The organism is Caulobacter segnis, assembly GCF_031454995.1.
Classification (GTDB): Bacteria; Pseudomonadota; Alphaproteobacteria; order Caulobacterales; family Caulobacteraceae; genus Caulobacter; species Caulobacter segnis_E.
Genome location: NZ_JAVDRV010000002.1, coordinates 1,023,391 through 1,048,947, shown reverse-complemented (window position 1 = coordinate 1,048,947; position 25,557 = coordinate 1,023,391). Strand labels below are relative to the sequence as shown.

The 25,557-nt window shown below is 68.0% G+C and carries 18 protein-coding genes; 8 read left to right on the top strand and 10 right to left on the bottom strand.

Going from position 1 to position 25,557, the window contains the following annotated elements; all coding sequences use genetic code 11:
* Window positions 1-66: 66 nt before the first annotated feature.
* The 4 genes from J2728_RS10845 to J2728_RS10830 all read right to left on the bottom strand — a co-directional run bounded on the left by J2728_RS10845 (window position 67) and on the right by J2728_RS10830 (window position 3,336).
* Window positions 67-1,032, bottom strand: coding sequence for a FecR family protein (locus J2728_RS10845; RefSeq protein ID WP_309999000.1), 966 nt, complete (start codon window positions 1,030-1,032; stop codon window positions 67-69).
* On the bottom strand, window positions 998-1,603 hold the full coding sequence (locus J2728_RS10840; RefSeq protein WP_309998998.1) for an RNA polymerase sigma factor: 606 nt from the start codon (window positions 1,601-1,603) through the stop codon (window positions 998-1,000). Before J2728_RS10840 ends, J2728_RS10845 begins: the two co-directional genes overlap by 35 nt.
* Window positions 1,604-1,786: 183 nt before the next feature.
* On the bottom strand, window positions 1,787-2,689 hold the full coding sequence (locus J2728_RS10835; RefSeq protein WP_309998997.1) for a nucleoside hydrolase: 903 nt from the start codon (window positions 2,687-2,689) through the stop codon (window positions 1,787-1,789).
* Window positions 2,686-3,336, bottom strand: a complete 651-nt coding sequence (locus tag J2728_RS10830) for a phosphoribosylanthranilate isomerase (RefSeq protein ID WP_309998995.1) — start codon at window positions 3,334-3,336, stop codon at window positions 2,686-2,688. Before J2728_RS10830 ends, J2728_RS10835 begins: the two co-directional genes overlap by 4 nt.
* A gap of 80 nt (window positions 3,337-3,416) precedes the next feature.
* On the opposite strand from J2728_RS10830, the gene J2728_RS10825 reads away from it, so the two are divergent.
* On the top strand, window positions 3,417-4,247 hold the full coding sequence (locus tag J2728_RS10825) for a carbohydrate kinase family protein (protein WP_309998994.1): 831 nt from the start codon (window positions 3,417-3,419) through the stop codon (window positions 4,245-4,247).
* Here J2728_RS10825 and J2728_RS10820 read toward each other — a convergent pair.
* Window positions 4,225-5,478, bottom strand: coding sequence for a NupC/NupG family nucleoside CNT transporter (locus tag J2728_RS10820; protein ID WP_309998991.1), 1,254 nt, complete (start codon window positions 5,476-5,478; stop codon window positions 4,225-4,227). The genes J2728_RS10825 and J2728_RS10820 overlap by 23 nt on opposite strands.
* A 277-nt stretch (window positions 5,479-5,755) precedes the next feature.
* Between J2728_RS10820 and J2728_RS10815 the strand changes: the two genes are divergently transcribed.
* The 3 genes from J2728_RS10815 to J2728_RS10805 all read left to right on the top strand — a co-directional run bounded on the left by J2728_RS10815 (window position 5,756) and on the right by J2728_RS10805 (window position 10,329).
* On the top strand, window positions 5,756-8,113 hold the full coding sequence (locus J2728_RS10815) for a TonB-dependent receptor (RefSeq protein ID WP_309998989.1): 2,358 nt from the start codon (window positions 5,756-5,758) through the stop codon (window positions 8,111-8,113).
* Window positions 8,114-8,224: 111 nt separating this feature from the next.
* The gene (locus J2728_RS10810) at window positions 8,225-9,280 is read left to right on the top strand and encodes a LacI family DNA-binding transcriptional regulator (protein ID WP_309998988.1); all 1,056 of its coding nucleotides are present in this window, start codon (window positions 8,225-8,227) and stop codon (window positions 9,278-9,280) included.
* Window positions 9,277-10,329 carry an esterase-like activity of phytase family protein gene (locus J2728_RS10805; RefSeq protein ID WP_309998987.1) on the top strand — a complete coding sequence of 351 codons (1,053 nt, stop codon included), beginning with the start codon at window positions 9,277-9,279 and terminating at the stop codon, window positions 10,327-10,329. Before J2728_RS10810 ends, J2728_RS10805 begins: the two co-directional genes overlap by 4 nt.
* Window positions 10,330-10,442: 113 nt before the next feature.
* On the opposite strand, the gene J2728_RS10800 is transcribed toward J2728_RS10805, so the two are convergent.
* From J2728_RS10800 to J2728_RS10785, 4 genes are all read right to left on the bottom strand, one after another.
* Window positions 10,443-13,088: a TonB-dependent receptor gene (locus J2728_RS10800; RefSeq protein ID WP_309998986.1), complete on the bottom strand. Its 2,646-nt coding sequence runs from the start codon at window positions 13,086-13,088 to the stop codon at window positions 10,443-10,445.
* A 126-nt stretch (window positions 13,089-13,214) separates the two neighbouring features.
* Window positions 13,215-14,186 carry a FecR family protein gene (locus tag J2728_RS10795; RefSeq protein ID WP_309998985.1) on the bottom strand — a complete coding sequence of 324 codons (972 nt, stop codon included), beginning with the start codon at window positions 14,184-14,186 and terminating at the stop codon, window positions 13,215-13,217.
* Entirely contained in the window at window positions 14,176-14,766 is a 591-nt protein-coding gene (locus tag J2728_RS10790; RefSeq protein WP_309998984.1) for an RNA polymerase sigma factor, read from the bottom strand. The genes J2728_RS10795 and J2728_RS10790 overlap by 11 nt, the downstream gene beginning before the upstream one ends.
* On the bottom strand, window positions 14,754-17,261 hold the full coding sequence (locus J2728_RS10785) for a TonB-dependent receptor (RefSeq protein ID WP_309998980.1): 2,508 nt from the start codon (window positions 17,259-17,261) through the stop codon (window positions 14,754-14,756). Before J2728_RS10785 ends, J2728_RS10790 begins: the two co-directional genes overlap by 13 nt.
* A 591-nt stretch (window positions 17,262-17,852) precedes the next feature.
* On the opposite strand from J2728_RS10785, the gene J2728_RS10780 reads away from it, so the two are divergent.
* The 4 genes from J2728_RS10780 to J2728_RS10765 all read left to right on the top strand — a co-directional run bounded on the left by J2728_RS10780 (window position 17,853) and on the right by J2728_RS10765 (window position 23,903).
* Window positions 17,853-18,359 (top strand): RNA polymerase sigma factor, encoded by a 507-nt coding sequence (locus tag J2728_RS10780; protein WP_309998979.1) that lies wholly within the window; start codon window positions 17,853-17,855, stop codon window positions 18,357-18,359.
* A complete protein-coding gene (locus tag J2728_RS10775) occupies window positions 18,356-19,279 on the top strand; it encodes a FecR family protein (protein WP_309998977.1) in 924 nt (307 codons plus the stop codon). The genes J2728_RS10780 and J2728_RS10775 overlap by 4 nt, the downstream gene beginning before the upstream one ends.
* A gap of 104 nt (window positions 19,280-19,383) precedes the next feature.
* On the top strand, window positions 19,384-22,275 hold the full coding sequence (locus J2728_RS10770; protein WP_309998976.1) for a TonB-dependent receptor: 2,892 nt from the start codon (window positions 19,384-19,386) through the stop codon (window positions 22,273-22,275).
* A 107-nt stretch (window positions 22,276-22,382) separates the two neighbouring features.
* A complete protein-coding gene (locus J2728_RS10765) occupies window positions 22,383-23,903 on the top strand; it encodes a CehA/McbA family metallohydrolase domain-containing protein (RefSeq protein WP_309998974.1) in 1,521 nt (506 codons plus the stop codon).
* 87 nt (window positions 23,904-23,990) lie between these two features.
* On the opposite strand, the gene J2728_RS10760 is transcribed toward J2728_RS10765, so the two are convergent.
* Window positions 23,991-25,487, bottom strand: coding sequence for a glycoside hydrolase (locus J2728_RS10760; RefSeq protein ID WP_309998973.1), 1,497 nt, complete (start codon window positions 25,485-25,487; stop codon window positions 23,991-23,993).
* Window positions 25,488-25,557: the final 70 nt, after the last annotated feature.

Sequence of the window (25,557 nt, the reverse complement as noted above, 5' to 3'; positions counted from 1 at the left end):
CCGCGCCGGCCTCATCGGTGTGGAGCCTCGACATGGCCGCTTCCGCCATGTCGCTCCCGAAAAAGTTCAGCCGCGGTCCAGGCGCACGCCATCGGCGCGCGTCGTGGCCTTGAGGCCCAAGCTCAGCGCCGCGGCCTTCGCGAAACCGTCGGGATCGCTGGCCGAAAAGGCGCCGGTCATCTTCAATCTGGCGATGGCGGGATCGTCGATGACGATGCGTCGATCGGAATAGCGCGCGAACTCGTCAGCCGCTTGGCCGAGGGTCAGGCCATCCAGGTCGATCAGCCCCTCCCGCCAGGCCAGGGCCCGGTCGACGGCGGCCGGATCGACCCGCGAAGGCGCGAGCGCGCCGGCGCTAGGAGCCAGCACCGCGTGCTGCGCGGTCAGTCGCACGGGTTTGCCCTCGGCGCCGCGCCAGACCTCGACCACGCCTTCGCGAACCAGCACCGCGACTTGGCCATCGGCTCGTCTGCGCACCGAGAAGCTGGTGCCGACGGCGCGCACGCGCACGTCCTGAGCCACGACCACGAAGGGGCGGGCAGGGTCCTTGGCCACGTCGAACAGCGCCTCTCCGCGCAACAGATCGACGCGTCGCATCTTGCCGTCGAAGGTCGCTCGGATCGTGGTGTCGGTGTTCAAGGTCACGGCCGAGCCGTCGGCCAACGGCGCGCGGCGGATGTCGCCCTTGGCGGTGGTCACCCGTCCCCTGAGGCTGATCGCCCCGTAGCCCACGGCTCCGACAACCGACGCGGCGGCCAGCAGTCCTCCGGTCGCCAGAAGGCGGCGGCGATCGGCGGCCTTGGCCACGGGGTGGGCGGCGGGCGCGAAATCCGCGCCCAGGCCTTGGGCGCGATCCAGGTGCGCGCTGACGGCCAAGGCCTTGGCGTAGGCGCCGGCCCGCCGGGGATCGCGCGCCGCCCAAGCCTCGAGCGCCGCCTGCTCTTCATCCGACAGCGGTCCTCGATCGACGCGCGCCGCCCAGGCGGCGGCGGCGGCGTCAATCTCGGCGCTGCTGTCTCGGCTCTTGGTCAACGTAGCTCACATCCTGGTTGCCGCGCTCTCTAGATGCCTGGGCTCCGCGGTTTCCGCCACGCCCCAGCGCATCCATCAGCACCCCGATACCCTTTCCGACGTGCTTTTCGACCGTATTTTCGGAAACGCCCATGCGCCGGGCGACCTCGCGCTGCGACAGACCGTGGACCTTTCGCAGGGTGAACGCCTCGCGGCACTTGGCTGGCAGGCCCGCGATCAGGGCCGCGATGCGGCTCAGTTCCTGGCGGTCGGCCGCGACAGTCTCTGGCGAGGGCTCGTCGCTCGGTGCCTCCATGCCCTCGGCCTCGGCGAGCGCCTCGAAGGCGACGATGCGGCCGCGGCGAAGCGCCCGCAGCACCACCGACTTGGCCACCTCGAACATATAGGTTCGGCCATTGACGATGTGATCGACGCGCTCGAGGCCGGCGAGGATCGCGTAGGTCTCCTGGACGATGTCGTCGACTTCCAGGCCAGCGAGCGGACGCCGAGACAGCCAGGCGCGCAGGGCCGACTCGTAAGGCAGCGCGTTTCGCGCCAGCCAGATCGCCCGCTCATGGGAGGCCAGTTTCATGGAGGCAGTTTGCTATCAGGCGTTTGTGACAACCAGCCAAGATCAAGCGCTGGCGCCCCGTTGAGGCCTCACGCGTCCGTCGTTCGCAGTTGGCGCTCGGAAATGTCTGACTTTCGAGCGACAGCCAAAGTCGGGAAGGGCGTCTGGCGGCGCGACTCTATCTCGAAGACGAGCAACCGATCCTCAGAGCGGCGCCGCCGATCGCAGAAAATGCTCCACCAGATGGGCGCCGTCGGCTTCCAGCAAGACCCGCGCCGGCGTTCCGTGCTGGGTCCATCGGGTTTGCCCGTGACGTTCACCGCCTTGGGTGACGCGCACGGCGTTTCGCCTGTCCGTGAAAAGTTCGGGGGCGATCAGGCTCACCAAGGCGGCGACATCGTGCAGCGGGCATCCGTCCAGGCCCTCATGCGCGGCGTAGGCGGCGGCGTAGCCGCGAGTGACCGCCTCGACAAAGCCGCCCGCCCCACGCGCCGCCGAGGTCGAGAGCACGCACGATCTTGTGGCGTCCAGAGGGACCAGCGTGATGGGCCAAGGCGCGGCCAGCACCTCCGCCGCGGCCTTGGCGTCATTGTGGATGTTGGCTTCGGCATAGGGCGTGACATTCCCCCGCGCGAAGGCCCCGCCCATGATGGTGACGCCGGCGACGAGGCCCGCGATGTCGGGCGCGGCGCGCAAGGCCAGCGCCAGATTGGTCAGCGGACCGATGGCCACAAGGGTCACCGCCCCGGGATTCGCGCGCGTCAGGGCGATCATGCGCTCGTGCGCCGCGCCGGCGTCCGGCGGCGGAAGAGGGGGCCCCGCGAGGTCGATGTCGCCCAGCCCATTCTGGCCGTGCACATGGACGGGCGCGGCCCCGCGCTGGCCGCTCAAGGGAGAAGCGGCTCCGCGGTGGACGGGCGCCGACAGGCCCAGCCGTTGGCGCAGCCATAGAGCATTACGGGTCGTGGTCTCGACGTCCGCGTTGCCGAAGACGGTTGTGATCGCCAACAGCTTCAGCTCGGGACGGGCACGCAGATAGAGCAGGGCCAGGGCGTCGTCGACGCCCGGATCGGTGTCGAGGATCACCAGCCGGGGCGAGGCGCTCATCCGTAGACAGCGCGGCAGACCGCCTCGCACTTGGCCAGATCGAACGCGTCGTCGGTGCGTACGCCCGACTCCATGTCGATCCAGTAGAGGGCCCCTTGGGGCGCGGCTATGCGGGTGAGGATCTCGGTGACCGTGTCAGGGCCTATGCCGCCGGAGTAGCCGCCGAACGGACCGCCGGGCGAAGGCGGCGCGGGCCACCGCTGGGGCCGGACGCCGGTTCCGAACGAAACGTCGAAAAGCCAATCAACACCCGGCTCGCCGGGGAAGTCGCCTTGGCATTGTAGAACCGTGCGAACGCCCAGGCGGCGGCCGTAGTCGCGCGCGGCGGCGATCTGGACCGCGTCACTCCCCGCGAAGCCGTGATTGATCTGCGCGCGCTGGACGCCGGCGGGGGCGAGGGGCGCGTTCAGCGGATCGGCCACGATCGCGCGCGCCGCCGCGCCGCAGATGTGCGCCGCCCACCGCAGGTCGCGAGCCTGCAGGAGGGCCTCGCGGACCGGGGCGGCGGGAAACAGCGCCTTGTCCTCCTGCTCGGGGTCGACCAGCACGCCCCACTCGATCGGATAGCGCGCCGAGAGCCGCCGCATGCCGGGCAGCAGATCGGGGCGATCGACGCCGGTGAACGCGATGAAGACGGGCGGCTGCATGAGGTCGTCCAGAAGCAAAATCTCCTTGCAAACTATCAAGTGAAACGTTTCAGTCAAGCGCGTGGCCGGAGGAGTTCGAAATGGCGTCGGTGGTGGTCGCGGGCTTCGCGACGATCGACTATGTGGTCCAGGTCGACGGTGTCTTCACGGGGCGCGGGACCCGTCTGATGCGCGATGCGGCCTGGCCGCGCGCGGGCGGCGCGGCGCTCTATGCCAGCGCGGCCCTGGTCTTGGCGGGCGTCGAGGCCGCGCCGCTGACTTGGATCGGAGACGACGCCGACGGGGACGCCTATCTGGCCGCGTGCCGCGAGGCAGGCGTCGTTTCGGACGGAGTGGCGAGGCTGGACTCGGCGGCGTCCACGCGGTGTCTGCTGATCTATAACGCCGGCGGGAGCTACGGCTGCCTGCTGCGGCCTGGGCCCGCGTGGCTGACTTCCGCGCAGGAACAGCTCGCGGCGACAGCGCCCTGGTTGGTGATCGCCGCGGGGCCGTCCGAGATTTCGCGACGCCTGCTGGACGTGTTCCCGGCCGCGGGCCGACTGGCCTGGATCGTCAAGGACGACCCAGCCTGTTTCCCGGCGGACTTGGCGGCGCGCCTGGCGGATCGAGCGGACGTGATCTTCTGCAACGCCGGGGAGCGCGCGGGGCTGGAAACCGGACGTCAGGCCGCGCGACCGAGCGGTCAGGTCCTGTTCGAGACGCGCGGGGCGGCGGGCGTCCGCGTCGAGGCGGGCGGGGAGACGTTCGACCTTCCAGTCGCGCCTATGACCGTCGCGGACGCCACGGGCGCGGGCGATACCTTCGCGGGCGGAGCCCTGGCGGTCCTCGTCGCCGGCGGAGCGCCTCGCGAGGCCGCCCTGGCCGGGGGCGCGGCGGCCGAAGCGTTGCTCAGGCGCCGATCAGTCCCATGATCGTGGCGGTCATACAGATGGTCAGGAAGGCCGCCGCCAGCGCCTTGAAGCCCAGCTCGACCACCTCGCCGACCTTGTCGGGCGCCATGGCCGACAGGCTGCCGATCAGGATCGCCACGCTGCCGACATTGCCGAAGCTCCCCAGGGCGTAGGTCAGGATCAGAAGGCTCTTATCGCTGAGCGCCCCCGGCGGCAGAGCCATCATGTCGCTGTAGGCGACGACCTCGTTGGCGGCGACCTTGGTCCCCAGGATCGCGCCGACGGTCCGCAGGTCGGGCAGGGGCGCGCCAGTGAGCCAGACGATCGGGGTCAGCAGCCAGCCCAGGATCGCGCCGAGGGTTAGGGGCGCGCCGGCATGAGGCAGGGCGGCCAGACCCATATTGATCAGGGCGATCAGGCCGACGAACACGATCAGCAGGCCGGCGATGTTCAGCACCATCTTCACCGCGTCCAGCGTGCCGAAGGTCAGGGCTTCCAGGCTGCTGCGGTAGGGACTGGAAAGGATGATCGGCTCGCTCGTCGCGCTGGCTTCGCCCGGAATGATCAGGCGGGCCATGCCGATCGCCATCGGGGTGCTGATCAGCGAGGCGATCAGCAGGTGGCTGAAGGCGTTCGGCACCTTGGCCGAGATCAGCGAGCCCAGGACGATCATCATCGAGCCGCCGATCACCGACAGGCCGTCGACCATGATGATGAAGATCTCGGCACGGGTCAGGCGTGGCAGAAACGGCTTGATCAGCAGTGGCGCCTCGACCATCCCCAGGAACACGCAGGCCGAGGTCGAGACGCCAACCGGGCCGCTGACGCCGAACAGCTTGCCGAAGGCCCAGGCGGCCGCGCGGACGATCACGATCAGCACCCGCCAGTGCCAGAGCAGGGCCGACAGGGCCCCGACCAGCAGGATGGCGGGCAGGGCCTGGAAGGCGAAGATGAAGGCGGCGCTCGGGTCGGCCATGCTGAACGGGGCCCGTCCGCCGCCCAGATAGCCGAACATGAAGCTGGAGCCAGCCCTGGAGGCGGCCTGCAGCGCGTCGACCGCGCGGGTCGCGGCGGCGAAGGCGGCGGTGATGGCGGGAACCTTGGTCAGCAGCAGGGCGAGGCCGACCTGGCAGGACAGGCCCACAAGGACGGCTCGCCACGGCGGGGCGCGCTTGTTCTCCGACAGCAGCCAGCCTAGGCCTAGGAACGCCACGACGCCCAACAGCGCCCGCGCGGTTTCGTTGTCCGCCATGTCCCCTCCGACCGTGCGTCGCGATCCTATAGAGTGAAACGTTTCAACGAAATAGTCCCATATCGGGCGCGATCGCCTCATCCCTTCGACCTCGGGAAACCCTTCTCGCAAGCCGACCTGCGCGCGAAAAGTTCATATTATCAGGGACTGACGCCTTATCGAGCAGGCCAAAGGCGGCTTTCGCCCGTGATGAAACTGTCATTGAAATTGGATATGAAACGTTTCACTAATTTATTCCGACGCCGTTGACGCGGTTCGCCTTGAGGGGGCTTTGAGTATGAGGATGTCCACCCTGCTGGTTTCGAGCGCGCTGTGCCTGATCATGGCCGCGCCCGCCCTGGCTCAGACCACGGCGACGACCGGCGCAGACACCATCGACGAGGTGGTGGTCACCGCCGAGCGCTTCGGCTCGGGCCTGACGCGCGCGACCTTCACGATCGGCGCCGAGGATATCCAGGAGCGTCCGTTGGGCGCGGAGATCGCCCAGGCCCTGGTCAAGGTTCCCGGCGTGCAGGTCTCGACCGGCGACGCGCGCGGCGGCAGCTTCTCGTTCGAGATCTATATGCGCGGCCTCAGCGACGAGCAGATCGGCCTGACCCTGGACGGGATTCCGACCGGCGACAGCCGCTTCAACGGCGGCTCGCCGCCGCAGCGCTTCATCGAAAGCAGTAACGTCGGCAAGATCACCGTCTCGCAGAGCGCCGGCGACATCGGCGCGCCGTCTCGCTTCGCCCTGGGGGGCTTCATCGACTTCGTCACCGACGCTCCGCGCAAGGATTTCGGCGCGACGGTCGAGGCGGGCGTCGGCTCGTTCGATTTTCGCCGGATCTATGGCCGGGTCGACAGCGGCGAGATCGCCCCGGGCCTGTCGGGCTACCTGACCTATTCGCACCAGGAGAACGACGTCTGGGCCGGGCGCGAGAGCCGAGGTTCCGAGCGTGATCACTACGAGCTGAAGGTCGTGAAGGCCTTCGACAACGGCTCGTTCCTGAAGGCCCGGGTCTCGTACAACGACCAGACCGACAACGACTTCAACATCGTCACCAAGGGCGAGTTCGAGGCGTCGCCGCGCAGCGACCGAGCCTTGGACGCGATCACCGGAATTCCCGCCAAGGACGTCGACTTCGGCGGCGCGCTGGGCGGCTGGCGCAAGGACTGGCTGACCTACGCCAATAGCCACATCGTGCTGAGCGACGCGCTGAGCCTGGACGTCAATCCGTACTACCAGTCTCTGAAGGGCGAGTCGTTCCGCTACCAGGATCGCCAGCGCGTCCTGACCGGCGGCGATCCCCGCGCGGTCACGGGCTACAACGCCAATGGCGGGGCGGTGCGGCCGACCCTGACCACCCTGCGCAACAGCAACCTCCTGGGCGGCCCGGCCGACATGCGGGTCACGCCGCGCGATCGCGAGCGCTATGGCGTCACCGGTGAGCTCAAGGCGCGCTTCGGCGCCCACGCCCTGCGCTTCGGCGGCTGGTGGGAAGGCGGCGACTCCACCGAGAAGCGCAACTTTTATCCGATCTTCAATTCGGCCCAGGGCGTCGCCCATGACCGTTCGAAGCTGAACTATGTCGAGTACGAGCGGTCGGCCTCGGTCGAGACGACCATGCTGTACGCCCAGGACGAGATCCGAGCCTTCGACGACCGCCTGAAGGTCGATTTGGGCGTGACCTGGTACAACGTCAAATACGACGCCAAGTCGCCGCTGGAGTACAAGGCCAACGTCAAGTTCTCGCAGCACTCGGACATCAATCCCAAGCTCGGCGCCACCTTCCAACTGGCCGACGCCTGGGAGCTGTTCGGCGGCTACGCCAAGAACTTCGCGGGCATCCCCGAGGACGCCTTCCTGGGCTCGACGGCGGTGATCAGCCCCAAGGATCTCGACCCGGTCGCGACCGAGAACGTCGATCTGGGCCTGCGCTACGTGAAGCCGAACATGGCCTTCTCGATCCAGGCCTATGACGTGTCGCTGAAGAACAATGTCGGCATCGTGCCGCGTGATCCAACGGCGGCGCTGGACCCCGACGAGGTCGTCCGCGGCAACGTCGCGACCAAGGCGGTCAACATCGCCGGGATCAAGACCAAGGGCGTCGAGCTGACCGGCTACTACGACTTCGGGGCCTTCGATCTCTACGGCTCCTATTCGCGCCAGGACGCCAAGCACGACAATCCGGCGGTCGGCAGCGCCGCGCGCAGGGCGCTGGCCGCCGTGGCGGTGATCGGCGGCGCGGACGTGCGCGACATTCCCAAGAACAGCGCCTTCGCCCAGGTCGGCTGGAAGCCGCTGGGGGGGCTGAAGATCGACGCCAATGTCCGCTATGTCGGCGACCGCGTCGGCGGGCACATCGTGGCGCCCACCACCTTCCAGGAGATCGGCGTGGAGAGGATCGACGGCTACACCCTGGTGGGGCTGACGGCGTCCTACGACCTGAAGGGCCAGGGGCTGCCGGACCTGCGCTTCCAGTTCAACGTCGATAACCTGTTCGACGAGGCGTACATCGGCGCGGTCAGCGGCTCGACGGCCACCCAGCCGGAGTTCGGCTACACGGCCGCGAACCCGAACAATCGCACCCTGGACCGCTACTTCGTCGGCGCGCCGCGCACTTACACCCTCTCGGTGCGCGCGCGGTTCTGACCCAGAAGACGCGGGGCGTCGCCCACCCGTTGTTCGGCGTCCCTCGCGGGGCGGGTCCTAGGGACTCGCCCCGATCTCGTTCTTGACGCCCGTCCTGAAAGCTTTCACCTCATGGCTAAGCAACGAAAGACGAGCATGGCCAAGTCCGATCCGCCTCAGACCGACGCGTCGGCCCCGGCCGCCATGGGCCGGCGGGCCACCTTGAAGGAGGTAGCCAAGGCGGCTGGCGTCTCGCTGGCCAGCGCGTCCTACGCGATCAACGGCGCCGGATCGGTCGGCGAGGCCACCCGCGAACACGTCCTGAAAGTCGCCGCCGAACTAGGCTATCGGCCGAACCAGAGCGCCAAGGCGATGAAGACGGGCAAGACCGGCGCGATCGGCCTGATCCTGCCCGACCTGACCAACCCTTTCTTCCCCAGCCTGGCGCAGGGGGTCATTCAGGCGGCGCGCGCGCATGGCTACAGCGTCTTCCTGACCGACACGGAAGGCTCGGACGAAGCCGAGCGGCGGGCCGTGAATCTTCTGATCGACCATGGCGTGGACGGGGTGATCTGGTTCCCGATCGCCGACGACGGTCCGGTCGGCAAGCTGATCGAGGGGGTGCCCACGGTCGTGCTGGACCGCAACCTGCCGGGCTATGACGTCATCCAGGCCGACTATGCCGAGGGCGGTCGTCTGGCGGCCGAGCACCTGATCGCCGCCGGTCACGTCAATATCGGCGTGATCTCCGGCCCTCACGCCGCGTCCAGCGCCCGCCAGCGGGCCGAGGGCGCGATCGCCGTGGTTCGCGAGCGGGCGCACCTCGTCTGGCACGTCCACAACGCCTTCTCGCTGGATCTGGAGCCGGCTGTCACGCGAGCGCTGGAAAGTCGCTCGGCCACCGCCGTGATCGCCGGCGCCGACCTGATCGCTATCGGCGCCATGCGTCACATCCGCTCCCTCGGGCTTTCGGTTCCGCGAGATGTGTCCGTCGTCGGCTTCGACGACATTCCTTGGGCGCAACTGCATACGCCGCCCCTGACCACGATCGACATGCCGGTCGAGGACATGGCCGCCGCCGCCGTCGAGACCCTGGTTCGTCGGATGGCGGCCCGGGGTGAACCGCGCCGTCGCGTGGTGTTCAACGTCGAGCTTGTCGAGCGCGCGTCGGTCCGAGTCCTGAAATGAGCCTCGGCGTCGCCCTGGGTCTGGCCTTGGCGCTTAAGCTGGTCGGAACGATTGATCCGCCCAAGGACCTGAACGTGGGCGGCGCGCCGTTTGGCGGCATTTCGGGCGCCGACTACGACCCGCGGACCGGCGATTGGCTGATGATCTCCGACGACAAGTCCGACAAGGCCCCCGCGCGGTTCTTTATCGGCCGCCTCGACTATGACGCCCGAGCGGTCAAGGCCTTGCGGCTGACCCGACAGGTCCCCCTACGCCAGCCAGACGGTTCGACCTTCGCCGCCACTCGGAGCGCCGCTGGCGAGCGCGCCGACGCCGAGGCGCTGCGTATCGATCCAAGTACCAACGACCTTGTTTGGAGCAGCGAAGGCGACCCGGCCAGGGGCTTCGACCCGTCGCTGCGTCGCATGGATCGCCATGGGCGATGGGGCGGCGATATCAGCGCGCCAGCACCCTTCCGCTTCGATCCGACAAGGACCTCGGGCGCGCGGCCGAACATGACCTTCGAAGGCGTGAGCTTTTCGCCCGGCGGCCGGTGGATGTGGCTCGCGATGGAAGCGCCGCTTGTCGAGGACGGAGCGGTCAGCACGGTCGCACGCGGCGGCGTCACCCGGATCTCCCGGCTGGATCGCGCCGGACGCCTCAAGGCTCAGTACGCTTACCGCCTCGACCCGATCCAGGCCGCGCCCGCCCGGCGAGGCGACAATGGCGTGAGCGAGATTCTGGCTGTTGATGAGCGACGGCTTCTGGTGCTTGAGCGCTCCGGCGTCGAAAGCGCGGAGGGACGCTTCACCCATCATTGCCGGCTCTATCTGGTCGACGTCGCCACGGGAGAGAATATCGTCGGCCGCCGCGATCTCGTCGGTGCGCCGCTCCGGATCTTGTCCAAGCGGTTGGTCGTCAATTTCGATCGGCTGCCGGGCGGCGCGGCGAACTTCGAAGCGATGGCATGGGGGCCGGTCATCGGCGGCAAGCGAACGCTGGTCCTCTTCGCCGACGACAATTTCACCGAGACGGAGCCACAGCGGATCTTGGTGATGATCGCTCGCTAGGAGCCGCTTTCCGTGAGATCGCCTGATCACATGTGGAAAGAGGCGCGGACCAACCCGTGGTCGGTCCGCGCGAGGCGACGCCCTCATCGTTTCGAGGGCGCTAGGGGAGGGGATTAGAACTTGCCGCGGAGCGTCAGCGAGACCGTGCGGCCCCAGTGATAGATCTCCATCGGCTGGTCCTTGGACTTGCCGTAGACGTAGCGGATCTCGTCGGTGAGGTTCGAACCCTCCAGGGTCACCGCGTATTGCGGGGCGATCTGGTAGGAGAGCGACCCGTCCAGCGAGCCGTAGGCGTCGATATAGGCCTGGGCTTGGCTGGTGCTGCCGATCGACGACAGGTAGCGTGAGCGCCAGAACCAGCCGAGGCGGGCGCTGATCGGACCCTTCTCATAGTAGCCGACCAGATTGTAGCTGCGCTTGGACAGGCCCACGAGGTCGTCCTTGATCTGACGATTGCCGGCGAAGTAGTTCGCCTTGCTGTCGACCAGGGTCACCGAAGCCTGCACGCCGAAGCCGTCGAACGGGGCGGGCAGGAAGTTCAGGGACTGGTTGTAGGCCGCCTCGAAGCCAGTGACCTTGGCGTCGCCGCCGTTGACGTTGCTGGACAGCAGGACGTCGCCACGGCCCGGCACCTGGATCGTGGTGTTCTGGGCGGTGATGTAGTTGTCCATCGTCTTGACGAAGACCGCGCCGGTCACGGCCGTCGTGGGAGCGGGGTACCACTCCAGCGAGGCGTCGTACTGGTCGGCCAGGAAAGGATCGAGGTCCGGGTTGCCGCCCGAGGCGGTCGGCGAGTCGCGCGAGACGGTGATCCGCGGGGCGCTGTCCGTCACATTCGGGCGGTTGACCACGCGCGAGGCCGCGAAGCGGGCGACCAGGTCGTCACGCAGCTCGGCCTTGACGTTCAGGCTGGGCAGCCAGTTCTTGTATTCCTTCAGATAGGCGACCGGCACCGGGGTCGAGCCGCTGATCAGCGTGCCGCTGGCCAACTGCTTGGTCTCGGCGTAGCGCACGCCGACGTTGCCGCTGACCGGCACGCCGCCCAGGTCGAACTTGAAGTCGCCGCGCGCATAGGCGCTGTGAATTTTCTGGTCAACGATGAAGGTGTTGCGGAGGTCCGCGTTCGACCACGGCTGGGCAGCGACGGCCGGCGTGAACATCTTGTTGTAGTAGGCGTCGCTGGTGGGCGAGACCCAGGTCCGCGGCGAGTTGCCCGACAGACCCGACAGGAAGCCCGAATACGGCATGGGCTGGTAGAAGCTCGAGCCCAGGGTCGTCAGCGGCACGTTCAGGATGTCGTTCAACACCCAGTCGCGACGCAGGTACGTGCGGTTCAGGTTGTGCTGCTCGACGCCGAACGCGACCTTGGTGAACCAACCCGAGAAGACCCGTGAGCCATCCAGGCGGAACGTCTCGTCGGTGTCGCGCGAGTCCTTCCAGGTGTAGTCGAAGGCTTGGCCGACATAGTTGGCGGGATTGTTGTAGTCGACCGTCGTGGTCAGCTGCGGGATCGCCTTATAGCCGCGCGAGAAGTCGTAGGTCAGCGGGGCGAAGAAGGCGATGCGGTCGCGCGTCGTGGCCTTGCCGTCGGGGTGATAGCTGCGGGCGCGCGAATAGCCATACTCGGCGTTGAACGTCCAGGCGCCGGGCGTCCAGGCCTGCTTGATCCCGAAGATCGTCAAGTCGTGGCGGTTCAGGCTGGTTTCGCGCGAGCCCATCCAGCGGACGTTGTTGATCGTGCCGCCCACGACGGTGTCGCCGACAACCTTTTGCGAGCCCGCCACGAAGGTCGGGACGGCGAAGGTCGTATCGTCCGGATAGATGTCGAGGCCGAACTCGTCGTAGTCGACATCCAGACGCGTGACCAGGACGTCGACGTCGGTCTGGAAGTCGCCGTTGGGCTTCCACTGGCCGGAGATGGCGCCCGAATAGAGCTTGCGGTGTTCTGTCTCGACCGTTGGCCGGGTGCGGGTCGGCGTGTAGAGGCCTGAGCCCAGCACCGATTTGAATTTATCGAGGTTCCAGCCGACCATGTAGAGGCGGTCGTTGCGAACGTGGCGCTCGTCGTAGAGGCCGGAAGCCAACAGGCCCAAGGTCTTGTCTTGGTTGGTCCAGCTGACCAGACCCGAGGCCGACGGGTCTGCCTTCTTGCGGACGTCGTTGTAGGTCTCGCGCGCCGAGAAGGCGGCCTTCTTGCCCAGGTCGAACGGCTTGAAGGTCTTGATGTTGATGTTGCCGCCCAGCGCGCCTTCGTCCATGTCGGCGGTCGGGGTCTTGACGACCTCGATCTGCGAGATCAGCTCGGCGGGGAGCACTTCGAAGCGGAACTGGCGACCGCGAGCGCCGCCATTCTCGATCAGGTCGTTCACCGCGATCGAGCGGCCGTTGAGCTCGGTGTATTGAAACTGCGGGCCCAGACCGCGGACGCTGACATAGAGGCCAGCGCCGCGCTGCCGGTCGATGGTCACGCCGGTGACCAATTGCAGAGCCTCGGCGGCGTTGCGCGTCGGAAACTTGCCGATGTCCTCGGCGTTGACGGCGTCCAGGCCGTACTCGGCCGAGCGCTTCAGCGCGGCGGCGGCCTGCAGGCTCTTGCCGTACGAGGTGATGACGATCGCATCCACGGCGTCCGCGGGTTCGGCCGCTGGCGTCGCGGCCGCCGCGTCGGCGGCTTGCGCCTGGCCCGCGCCCAGCGCGGCGAAGGCGAGGATGGCGACGGCGCCCGCGCAGCGCGCGGACGGGAACTTGAAGCTGGACATTGTATCCCCGATCTCTGGTGAGCCCGCAGGGAGGCGGGTCAGCGCAGAAGAACGGAGGGACGCGGGCCTGCCCTCAGTCCGACGTCGGTGAAATATTTGCGACGATCCTGTTGAAAAGTCGCGATTTTATCCGTGTCGGGATGAACTCTCGATTGGAGAGACGACGAGGCCTCCCTCCTTCGTGACCATCGCTCGCACCGGCAGTAGGGCCTCCAGCGCAGCGCTGACATCATCCATCCGACCAATGTCCAGCGAGCCCGACAGGCGTAGGCGCGCCAGCGACGGATCCGTCAGATGGACCTCGCGGCCCGAGGCCCGTGACAGTCGCTCGGCCGCCTGGCCAAGGCTGGCGTCGGTGAGCACCACTCGGCCATCGGTCCAGGCCGCGTCGCCCGTCACGTCGCCCGCCTCGACGCCGCCGCCGACACCCGCGCCTCCCACATACCGCTGGCCCGGACGCAGCAGCACGCTGGTCGCTCCTGGTTGGCTGACGCGCAGCGAGCCCTCGACCAGGGACACCATCAACCGGCCTCCGCCGGCCACGTTGAAGCGCGTGCCGAGCACCATCAGGGTTCGCCCCGAGGCCTCTACCGCGAAGGGACGAGTCTTGTCGTGAGCCACCTCGAAGAAGGCGTCGCCGGCCTCCAGCGATACGTCTCGGGCATGCGGCCTGAAGCGCGTGGTCATGCGGCCGCCGGGGCTAAGCACCACGTGGCTGCCGTCGGCGAGCGTCAGGCGGGCCGAGGCGTGGGGCGGCGCGTCGTAGCGCTGGACGCGCGGCCCGGCGTTGATCGCCACGCCCACGACAAGGGCCGCGGCCAACACGCCTAGGCTGGCCACAATCGCGCGCCGGTCTGGCCGGGCTGATCGGTCAAGGCGCGCATGGCGGCGCGCCTCGTGGCGCATGGCGCGCACGACGGGCGCTTCGGCCGCCAATCCCATGGCGAGCCAAACTTCACGGGTGCGGGCGATTTCCTCGCGCGCCTCGGCCGACGAGGTCGACCAAGCGTCCAATACGGCCTGCTCGGCGACGGTCAGCGGACGAGTCAGACTGGCCGCCATCAGAAGGCGGGGATCAGGATTTTCTTCAGGCGTCATGCGCGGTCTCGATGGCGTCGCGCAGGCGAGCCAGGGCGTTCATCATGTGCTTCTCGACGGCGCTGAGCGACAGGTTCAGGCGCGCCGCCGCTTCGGCTTGCGTCAGGTTTTCGAAACGGCACAGCACGAACACGGCGCGTGCGTTGGGGTGCAGTTGTTCTAGAGCCGCGACCAGCTTGGCCAGCCGTTGGCGTCCCGCCAGGGCGGCCTCGGCGGTCGGTTCGTCGGCGGGCAGGGCGGGATCGACCTCCACATGGCGGTCGCGGCGACGCGAGCGCTGATGGCGCTCGTGATCGACCAAGGTGTTGGCGGCGACCGTGAACACCAGCCCGTCCGGATTACCCCAGTGCAGACGCGAGAACCGCTGAGACAGCCGCATGAAGACCTCCTGCGTCAGATCCTCGGCGTCTTCGACCCCGACGGACCGGCGCTGGAAGAAGCGCAGCAGGGGGCGACGATAGCGTGACACCAGCGCCTCGAAGCGCGGCGCCTCTAGCGGCGGAGTGGCCGGGGCGGACTCGCTGGGTCCATCGGGCGGATCGACACTGGCGCTCGCGCCGGGGAAGGTCAGAACGCCCATCTCATCCTCGCGGACAGGTATCGGCCCCAGTGGTGGATTTCCATCGGCTGGTCCCGGCTTTCGCCATAAACGTAGCGGCGGGCGTCGGTCAGGTTCACGCCCTCCAGGGAAAGGGTGGCGTTTCGGTTCAGTCGCCAGGAGGCCGCGCCGTCCAGAGAGCCGAACGCCGCCGTGGTCGACGGCGCGGTGATCGAGCTGCCGATCGAGGTCAGGTAGGCGCCGCGCCAGTTGTATCCGAGCCGCGCCGAGCCGCGCCCCTTCTCGTAGAAGACGACGGCGCTCCAGCTTGAGCGCGACAGACCGAGCAGGGCGTTGCGGATCACCCGATCGCCGGCGAAGTAGTTGGCGCGGCTACGCACGAGCGTGGCAGCGCCCTGGACGCCCAGGCCGTCGAACGGCGCCGGCAGCGCGCGGAAGACACGGCTGAAGGTCGCCTCCAGACCCTGTAGCCGCGCATCTCCGCCATTCACGTTGGTCGAGAGCAGGATCTGGCCGCGCCCCGGCGCTTCGATGAACGTGTTCTTGGCGGTGATGTAGTTGTCCAGCTTTCGGTCGAACGCGGCCAGGCTGATCGCGCCGCCGCCTGGGAAGTACCACTCCAGCGAAACGTCCGCCTGGGTGGCCAGGAATGGCGCTAGCTCCGGGTTACCGCCACTGGCGGTCGGCGTGTCTCGCGCCAGGGTGATGCGCGGCGCGCTGTCGATGACGTTGGGCCGGCTGATCACGCGCGACGCCGCCAAGCGCAGCAGGAGGTTGGCGCTCAGATCGACCCTCAGGTTCGCGCTAGGCAGCCAGTTTCCGTACTCCTTGCGCCATTGGGCCGGCAGGGGATCGTCGCCGCTCGCGATCACGCCGACCGAGGTCTGGCGGGTCCGCGCGTGGCGAAGGCCGATGTTTCCGCCGACCGGCCGACCCAGCAAGGCGGTGGTGAAGTCATAGCGCGCATAGGCCGAACGGATCGCTTCGCGCACCACGAAGGAGTTGCGTCGATCCGCGAGCGACGGCGGTTGGTCCGCGATCGCGGACGTATAGAGCAGGTCGTGGAAGAACCGGGTGTCCGGAGCCACCCAACGGCGCGGCAGGTCGGCGGGCGTTCCGCTTAGGAAATCGTCGAAGGGCGTCAGGCCGTAGGCCCGGTCGCCCAGGCTCGTCAGCGGCGTCCCGACCAGGGCGTTCAGGTTCCAGTCGCGCCGCTGGTAGTTTCTCTTCCGGATATGGGTTTCCCAACCGAACGAGAGCTTGCCCGCGTCCAGCTCTCGCCCCGCGTCGAGCCGGTAGAGCTGATCGGTGTCGCGGGAATCCTTCCAGGTATAGTCAAAGGTCTGGCCGACGAAGCTGGCGGGATCGGCGTAGTCTCGGGTGGTGCGTAGCGTCGGCCCGCCGCTCAGCCCGTTTCGAAAGTCGTATTCCAGCGGCGCATAGAAGGCGACACGGGCGCGGACCGTGCCGCGACCGTCCGGGTGATAGCTGCGGGCGCGCGAAAAGGCGTAGTCGGCGTCTATCGTCCAGGCGTCGCTGGTCCATTGCTCATGAACGCCCAGCGCGAGCAGGTCATGCCGGTTCAGGCTGGTTTCCTGCGAGGCCATCCAGCGGGCGTCCTCGATGACCCCGGCCTGCGCTGTGTGGCCCTTGACCGCCTGACTGCCCGCCACGAAGCGTGGGTTCGAGATCGAGGTGTCGTCCGTGTAGATGTCCAGCCCATACTCCCGGTAGTGGGCGTCCAGCCGCGTCGCCAGAAGGTCGACATCCAGCCGCCAATGGGGAGATGGCCGCCACTGCAGGGTGAAGTCGGCCGACGCCATGCGACGATCTTCGAGTTCGATGGTCGGTCGCGTGCGGGTGGGCGTGTAGAGGCCAGGGCCCAGGACGGTGGCGAAGCGGTTCAGATTCCAGCCGGTCTGATAGAGACGGTCGTTGCGGATGCGTCGGCGTTCGACAACTCCGCCCGCCAGCAAACCCAGACGTCCGCTATCGTCCACCCAGCTCCAAACCCCAGACAGGGAAGGATCGGCCTTGCCGATCCGCCCGTCGGAGACACGCGCCGAGACCACGGAGCGGCGGCCGCGATCCAAGGGTTTGAAGGTGCGCACGTCGATGTTGCCGCCCAATGCGCCTTCGTCCATTTCGGCGGTCGCCGTCTTGGCGACCTCGATCTGATCGACGACATCGGCGGGCAGGACCTCGAACCGGAACTGGCGACCGCGGAAGCCGCCGTTTTCCACGAGGTCGTTCATGGCGATCGGCCGCCCGTTCAGCAGCACGTTCTGGAACTGGGGACCCAGGCCTCGGACGCTGACATAGAGGCCGACGCCACGGTGGCGCTCGAGGCTGACGCCGGGCGCCAACTGAAGCGCTTCCGCGGCATTGGCGGCCGGCAGGCGGGCGATGTCCTCGGCGCTGACCGCGTCCAGGCCGTAGCCAGCCCTTAGTTTGAGCGCGATGGATCGATCCAGGCTGGCCGCGTAGGCCGCCGTCACCGTGATGGGTTCAACCACGGCGTCTCCCGATGGCGGCGCCGAGACTTGAGGCGGGGAGGCGGTGCTCGGAGCGGGTGACGACACGCGCTCCACCACGAAGACACCCCGCCGGACTTCGCGCCCACGAGCCGGAGCATCGGCCAGGAGGATTTCGATGGCCCGGCCCGTGGAAACGAAACGAGGCGAGGACCGACCTGGTCGATCCTTCACCAAGTCCGGCGGAAACAGGATCACGACATCACGCTCGCCGGCGAGCCGGTTCAGGCTCTCGGCCAAGGTGATGGGCGCCGCCAACGCGCAACCCGGCGCCGCGACAACAGCCAACGCGAGCGCGGGAGGAAGAAGACGGGAGGACATGCCTGGCGGAAGCGACTGGCGGCTCAAGGCCCAGCGCTCCTTATCGGCTCAGCATGACACTTGGGCGACAGTGGCCCATCGCGTTGGGGCCGGCTGATGGGCGCCTTGCCGCGAGGCGGCTGGCTTCTTGGCGCCGGTCGAGACCGATGCTGGTCTACCAGAAGCGGTAATGTCACAAAGTCGTGCTAGGCGCCGGAACATGCCGCGCCGGTCCTCACGTCCCGCCGCTCCTGGTGAGCGAGAAGCGCTTCGATGAGCGACTTGGCTAGCCTGCGCGCGCAGCGGCGCGACCTCTATCAGTTCATTGTTCGACGGACGCGCGATCCCGCGACCGCCGAGGACTTGGTGCAGGAAACGTTCGAACGCCTCCTGGCCTATGAGCGGGCGCGCACCATCGTCGATCGCGCCGCCCTGGGCTATCGCATCGCTTTGAACCTGGTGCGAGATCATTTCCGTCGCGCCAGCCGGCGTCCCGCCCAGGCTCTGGATGACGATATCCCCTGCCAAGCCCCCGCGCCGGAACAGATTCTGATGCATCGCCAAAGGGTCGAGGTCTTCGGTAAGGCGCTGGACGCCATGCCGCCTCTGCGCCGAGATGTCTTCATCCGTCGCAGGCTGCACGGCCATTCGTCACGTCAGATCGCCCAGGATTTGCGACTGAGCGAGGCCTCGGTCGAAAAGCATGTGGCGCGGGCCCTCGAGCAATTGCATCGCGAAGTCGCCAAGGCTGAACGGCGGGCGGGGGAGGGGCGTCCATGAGCCGCGCCCGGCGACAAGCCGCCCTCTGGGCCGCCCGGCGCTTGGACGCCGGCGATCGCGACGACGCCGCCTTCGAGATCTGGAAGTCGGCTGACCCTTCGCATGCCCAGGCCTTCGAGCAGGTCTGGGGCGCGAGCCAGGATCCGGCCTTGGCCGAGGCCATGCGGATGAGTGAACAGCGGCGTGGCGCGGCGCTACGCGCGCGTCCACTGACCGTGCTCGCGGGCGGGCTTCTGGCGTGTGGATTGGCGCTGTTCGCGATCTGGCCTCGGGCTCAGCTGATGACCTTGAAGCCGATCGTGCTGCAAACCGCGCCCGGTCAGCAGCGCGTCGCGACCCTGTCCGACGGGACCTTGGTGACCTTGGACGGGGCCACGCGCCTGGAGGTGCGGCTGGGAACGCGGCGGCGCCAGGTCGATCTTGTCCGCGGGGAAGCCTTCTTCGACGTCGCCCACGACGCGGCGCGGCCCTTCACGGTCAAGGCCCCGGAAGGTTCGGCGCGCGTTCTGGGCACCGCTTTCGATTTGGAGCGCGGGGATGGGCGCCTGGAGCTGTCGGTGCGGCGTGGTCGCGTCCGGCTGGCGCCCTCGGGTCTAATCCACCGCACAGCCGATCTGACGGTGGGGCAGCGAGCCTTCGCCAAGGAGGGGCGGCTATCGGCGGTGCGCGCCTTCGACCTTCATGCGGACGATTGGCGTTCTGGCTGGCTTGAAACAGATGGGGTGACGCTGGCCCGCCTGGTCGAACGCCTGAACCGAGCCTCGCCGACCCTGATCACGATCGCTGATCCCGATTTGGGGCGTCAGCGCGTGGCGGGCCGCTTCCGTCTCGATGAGCCGCGGGCGCTGGTGCGCAACCTGGCGCTGATGCACGGCTTCGAGGTGCGGGAGACGCCCGCGGGCGTGGTGCTGTCGCGGTAGGGCGTCGTCGAAACTTCACAAAAATCTCTGTCCGGAAATGGGGGGCGCCAGCGTCACCCCCCCGAAGCCGACGTTGAGCGTCGCGCGAAATCGGGGATGACGACATGACTTCTAAGACCTGGATCTGGTTTGGCTCGGCCTCCGCGGCCGTGCTGCTGGCGGCGAGTTCCGCCGTGGCCGCCCCGCCCGAGAAGCCGACCTTGGCCATCCCGGCCGGCGACCTCGCCTCCGCCTTGCCGAGCTTTTCGCGGGCTACCGGCTTGCAGGTCCTGGCCGATCCGGTCCTGCTGAACGGCAAGCGCACCGAAGGCGTGCGGGGCCAGTTCGACGCCGAGCGCGGTCTGGCTGAACTGCTGCGGGGCACTGGGCTAACGTTCGTGCGCAATGGCGGGGCCGCGATCCTGCGCCCGGCCGCCCAGCGCGTCTCCACCGCGCCGTCGCCCGTCGCCGCGACGGTGACGCGCGCAGAAGCCTCTCCGCCCCAAACCGAGGAGCCAGCCACGGTCGAGGAACTGGTCGTCACCGGTGGCTTCGCCAACTCGCTGGCCCGCGCGCTGAACGACAAGCGCAAGGCCGCCAACGTCGTCGACGCCATCTCCGCCGAGGACATCGGCAAGTTCCCGTCCAACAACATCGCCGAGGCCCTGCAGCGCGTGCCCGGCGTGGCCATCACCCGCGACCGGGGCGAGGGCCTGTTCGTCCGCGTCCGGGGTCTGGGCCCGAACTTCCAGATTGTCACCCTGAACGGCCGTAGCGCCGCGGTGAACGAGAACATGCGCGACAGTGGCCAGAGCGGCCGCCAATTCCGCTTCGACACACTGCCGTCCGAGCTGGTGGCCGGCGTCGAGGTGGGCAAGACGCCGCTGGCCTCGCTGGACGAGGGGGCCATCGGCGGCATCGTCGACATCAAGACGTTCCGCCCATTGGACCTGGGCCGCACCACTCTGGCGCTGTCGGCCACCGCCAGCCGTCCGGAACTGGCGGGCAAGACCGATCCGCGCTTGTCGGGTCTGGCCAGCTGGACCAACGCGGCGGGCACGTTCGGCGTTCTGGCGGCTCTGGTGTACGACCAGCGCACCCTACGCCAGGACCGTATCACCGGCGTTGGCTGGAGCTTTCCAAACGCCAGCACCGCTCTGGGGAAAAGCCTGATCGCCCAGGGCGTGAACCTGTACGCGACCAACATCCGCCCGACGCTGGAACGCGAGGATCGCGAGCGCAAGGGCCTGGTCCTGTCGGCTCAGTATCGTCCCAGCGACGCCACGGAGATCACGCTGGACGCCAGCTACACCAAGCTGGACGACCACTATGACGAGCTGACCTATTCGGTCGATCCGGACCTCTCGACCCTGGTCGCCGGCTCGGCCGTGATCAAGAACGGCGTCATGACGGGCGGCACGGCGAACACCAACAGCCAGATCGGCCGTGAAGTCAGCGACCTGGCGCACGACAACATGATGATCGCCGGCAAGATCCGCCAGACTCTGGAGGACTGGACGATCACCGCCGATCTGGCCTACGCGCGGGCCTATTCGGAGACCTCCAAGCCGATCACCCGCACCCGCCTGCAGGGCGCGATGGGCCGGACGACCTTCAATCTGCCCCAGGCCGGCGACGCGCTGCCCGACGTCACGCTGCTGACCGGCGACCTGAACAATCCGTCCTTGCTGCCGTTCCGCCGTATCGAATGGCGGGTCAACAACGCGACGGACGACGAGACCGCCCTGCAGTTCGACGCCGAACGGCCGGTGAGCCTGGGTCCGGTCAGCCGCCTCCAGTTTGGCGTCAAGTTCCGCGAGCGCTCGCGGTCGTATAATCGCGCCGACGTCAACTACACGACCAATCTGGCTGGCAAGTTCTTCGGCGCGGACTATTTCGATCCGTTCCCGGTGAGCGACTTCCTCGGCGGGACCGATGGCGGCGTGCCCTCGTCTTGGGCCATGCCGGATCCGGCCGCCTTCTGGGCTCTGCGCGACCCGAACCAAAAGGGCACGGCCCGCGCCGACCAGCGCAACTCGTATCGCGTGTCCGAGAAGATCGCGGCGGGCTACGCCCTCGGCGATATCGACACGAGCCTGTTCGGTGCGCCGCTGCGCGGCCAGGTCGGCGCGCGGGTGGCCCAGACCAAGCAGGTCTCGTCCGGCCACGCCGACAATGGCTCGGCGGCGCTGCCCGTGCGTTTCGAGAAGACCTATACGGACATTCTGCCGACGGCCAATTTCGCGCTCGAGCTGACCGATACGCTGCAGGCCCGCGTGGCCGCCGCCAAGGTGATCACCCGGCCGTCGTTGGCCGACCTGGCGCCGCGCCTGACCTTGAATTCCGGGACCCTGCTGACAGCCGTGGGCGGCAATCCGCTGCTGAAGCCGTTCGAGGCCTGGCAGTATGACGCGACCCTGGAATGGTACTTCGCCCCGGGCAGCGCGCTGATCGGCGGGGCTTTCTACAAGGACATCACGACCTTCGTTTACAGCCAGAACACCAACATCATCGTCGACGGCCAGACCTATGTGCTGACCTCGCCGACCAACGGCGGCAAGGCGACGATCAAAGGCGTCGAGCTGGCCTACCAGCACCTGTTCAAGCGCCTGCCGGCGCCATTCGACGGCCTGGGCTTCCTGGCCAACTACACCTACACCGACACCGAAGCGACCTACTCGCCGACCCTCAAGGACGAGATGGTCAATGTCGCCAAGAACAGCTTCAACGTGACGGCCTTCTACGAGAAGGAGCGCTTCGCCGCGCGCGCCAGCTATAGCTGGGTCGACGACGTCCTGCAGGACGTCGGCGGCGCGGGCCTGTCGGCGCTGAACGACAAGGCGTTCGGCTCGCTGGACGCGAGCGTCAGCTACAAGATCACGCCTCGGATCACGGCGGCGATCGAGGGGCAGAACCTGACAAAAGCCTCGCAGTGGCAGTTCATCAAGGGCGGCTGGTTCGGCGGCTACACCAACTACGGCCGCACGGTGAGCTTTGGTCTTCGGGCCAAGTTCTAACGTCGCCGGTCGCTGGAGGCGGATGGCCCGCGTCGTGTGACGCGGGCCGTTTGGCCTTTCCACCGCGGCCTGTGGGAAACGTCACACCGCTCGGCTAGGAAGTCCCGATGCGTACGCTCTCGCCTCATCGCCGCCTTATGGGCTCCACGGCCGTCCTGGGGCTCGCCCTGTGTCTCGTCCCTGGGGGCTGGACCATGGCCTCCGCTCACCCCGGGCACGCCGTTCAGCCGGTCGCGCCGGCCAAACGCACCGTCCGGCCCGCCAAGCCTTCGGAACGTCGCTGGCTGGCTGGCGATCACCACGTTCACAGCTGGTTCAGCGTCTCGGTGAAGCCCGCCGCCGATCCGTCGCAGCCGCCGATCCTGATCAAGGCGGGCGACGCCAGCAACCCGATCACCACCAACGCCCGCATGGCCGCCAAGCACGGCCTGTCCTGGATGGTCGCCACCGATCACGGGGGCCCCAACCATTCCAAGCTCAATCGCGACGAGGCCTATCCCGAACTGCTCCGCGCGCGGCGCGAGACGCCGGGGGTGCTGCAATTCTGGGGCATGGAGCTCGATACACCCGCGGCCGAGCACTCCAGCTTGATCCTGCCGCGGTCGGACGGGGAGCGCGACGCCCTGTTCGGAATCGAAAGCCGCTACAATCGGCGCGAGCCCTGGCCCGCCGATCCGGCGCGCGACCAGGAAGCCTTCATGCTGGAGGCCCTGCGTCACATGAAGGCGCTGCCCCGGCCGCCGGTCGTAATCGCCAACCACCCGTCCAGGTCCGCGACCGGGGTGGGGCGCTATGGCCTGGTCTCGCCGTCCGAGCTGCGTGACTGGAACGACACCGCCCCCGATGTCGCCGTCGGCATGGAGGGCGCGCCCGGACACCAGGCCTCGAGCTTGAATTCCGACGGATCGCTCAAGCCCAAAGGCGATCGGGGCGGCTATTCCCGCGCCCCGACCATGGGCGGCTTCGACCAGATGACGGCCAGGCTGGGCGGCTTCTGGGACGCCATGCTGGGAGAGGGGCGCCGCTGGTGGATCACCTCGACCTCGGACTCGCATCGCCACTACACGGACGGGGGTGATGACTTCTGGCCTGGGGAGTACTCGAAGACCTATGTGAAGGCCGCGCATACCTATGATGATGTGCTGGATGGTCTACGCAACGGGCGCATCTTCGTGACGCTGGGTGATCTCGTCTCGGAGGTCGACGTCACCGCGAGCGCCGCCGGCGCGAAGGCCGATATCGGTGGTCGTCTGGAAGTTCCGGCGGGTTCGGACGTGACGGTGGTGATCCGCGTGCGCGACCCGTCAGGCAAGAATTTTGGCGGCTTTTCCCCTAGCGTGGCCCGCGTGGACCTCATCCAGGGCGAAATTCTGGGGGCCGCTAGCGACCGCTCCCTGGACGCGAACCCGACCACGCGCGTGGCGCGCGCCTTCACCCCCGCGTCGTGGGCTCGGGAGGGCGAGACGCTGTCGATGGTCCATGTGCTGAGGAATGTGCGCGGCCCCATCTATATTCGCGTTCGCGGCACCAGCGGCGGAGAAGCCGAGCCCTTGCCGGACCCGCTCGGCGAGGACCCGTGGTCCGACCTGTGGTTCTACGCCAACCCGATCTTCATCGTCACAAGGTAGGGGAGGCGGGGGCGGGCCCATGATCGCCCCGCCACTTCCGGCCCCGATGAGCGACTTCGCCCTCGAGCGGGCCCCCGCGACGAGCCTCTACTCGGATCGGCGCTTCAGAATCAGCGTCGCCACCGCGCGCGGTGGGACGACAAAACCGGCGATCGGCTCGGCGCGATGCTGGGCGTCTGTGACGATCATCTGGCCAGACCAACCGGCCGGCGGGGCCAGGCGGCGCGGCGACAACCCGCCGTTGACATGGACCAGCGCCAGCGTCTTGCCGTCGGGCGACAGGGCGCCGACCGTGTCCAGATCATCGATCGGCACCAAACGGTAGCCCGGGCGTATGAAGCGGCTGAACTGGGCCATCACCCAGTAGCGGCGCGTGACATGGATGGTATGTGGCCCCTCTGGCGGACGGCTGTAGTCGGCCTTGATCAGCCCCCAGTTCGAGCCCTTGCTTCCGTCGCGGGCGCTGAGGTTCTCGACCGCCTGCCAGAACACCCAGGCGGCGGGCTCCAGGCGCTTGAGGTCCAGCACCACGTGCTCGGCGAAGGCCAGAGGCGAAGCCATCCCCTCGAAGTCCTCCGGGTCCTTGTCCAGCGGGTTGTCGTTCTCGGACATCCAGAGACGGATGCCCGCGGCGCGGGCCGCGTCACGCACGCCGGTCTGGTTCACCGTCCCGTAGCTGTGGACGTTCAACTGGCCGATCGCGGCGCGGGCCTCCCTTGGATAGGCGGCCCAGTCGGCCAGGAAGAGGTGGGAGTTGGTCTCGTCCGGCGCGCTGACCACGGTGGCGAGACCACGCGCCTTGAGCGCGGCTTGGGTGGCCAGGATCATCTCGCCCTGTCGCCGAGGGCTCCAGTGCGCGCCTTCCTGCGTATTGGCCGCGTGCCAGTAATCGGTGTTGGGCTCGTTGACAGGGGATAGGGTGCGGAACGCAACGCCGTGACGTCGCTGCAACTCGTCGACCACGCGAGCGAGATAGGCGGCGAACAGGGCTTCTTGTCCCGGGCGGAGGTTGTCGTCAGTCCCCTTTTCGGCGCCCGAGACCTTGCCGCTGACGGTCATGAACCAGGGCGGCGAGTTGGAGAAGGCCTCTAGGACCGGCGCGCGCACGCGAGTCTTGATCGCGTCCAGCCACCAACGCTGGCTGGCGTCGGCCGACCAGTCCCACATCGCCGGGTCGTCGGGGGTCCACCAATCGACGCCGGCGGCGCCGTCTGGCTGACGCCAAAAGCCGGGCACGGCCGCGCCAGGACGCAGATAGGGCTTGGCGTCGGGCCGGTCGCCGCCTCCGATATTGTAGCGCGCGATGGTCCAACCCAGTCCATTCGGGCCGTAGAGCAGGTCGGCTAGTCGCTCGCGATCCGCGTCCGGCCAACCCCCCGTGACGTTGGCGAACCAGGCCAGGGCCGTGCCCCAGCCTTCGAACACCGTCCCGGCGCGCGTGAGATCGAACCGAAGCGCGATCGTGACGACCGGCTCGGCGGCGCGGACGAGCGTCGGGGTCAGGACGGCGGCGACCGCCGTCGCCATCAGGCCGCGTCGCGTGGGGGATTTGAGCGTTGGGACGCCATGGGAGGGTGTGGTCATGAACTGTTAGCGCTCACATTTGTCTGACAAGGATATGTCGAGGTCGAAATAATTACCGCGTTCTTCTCCG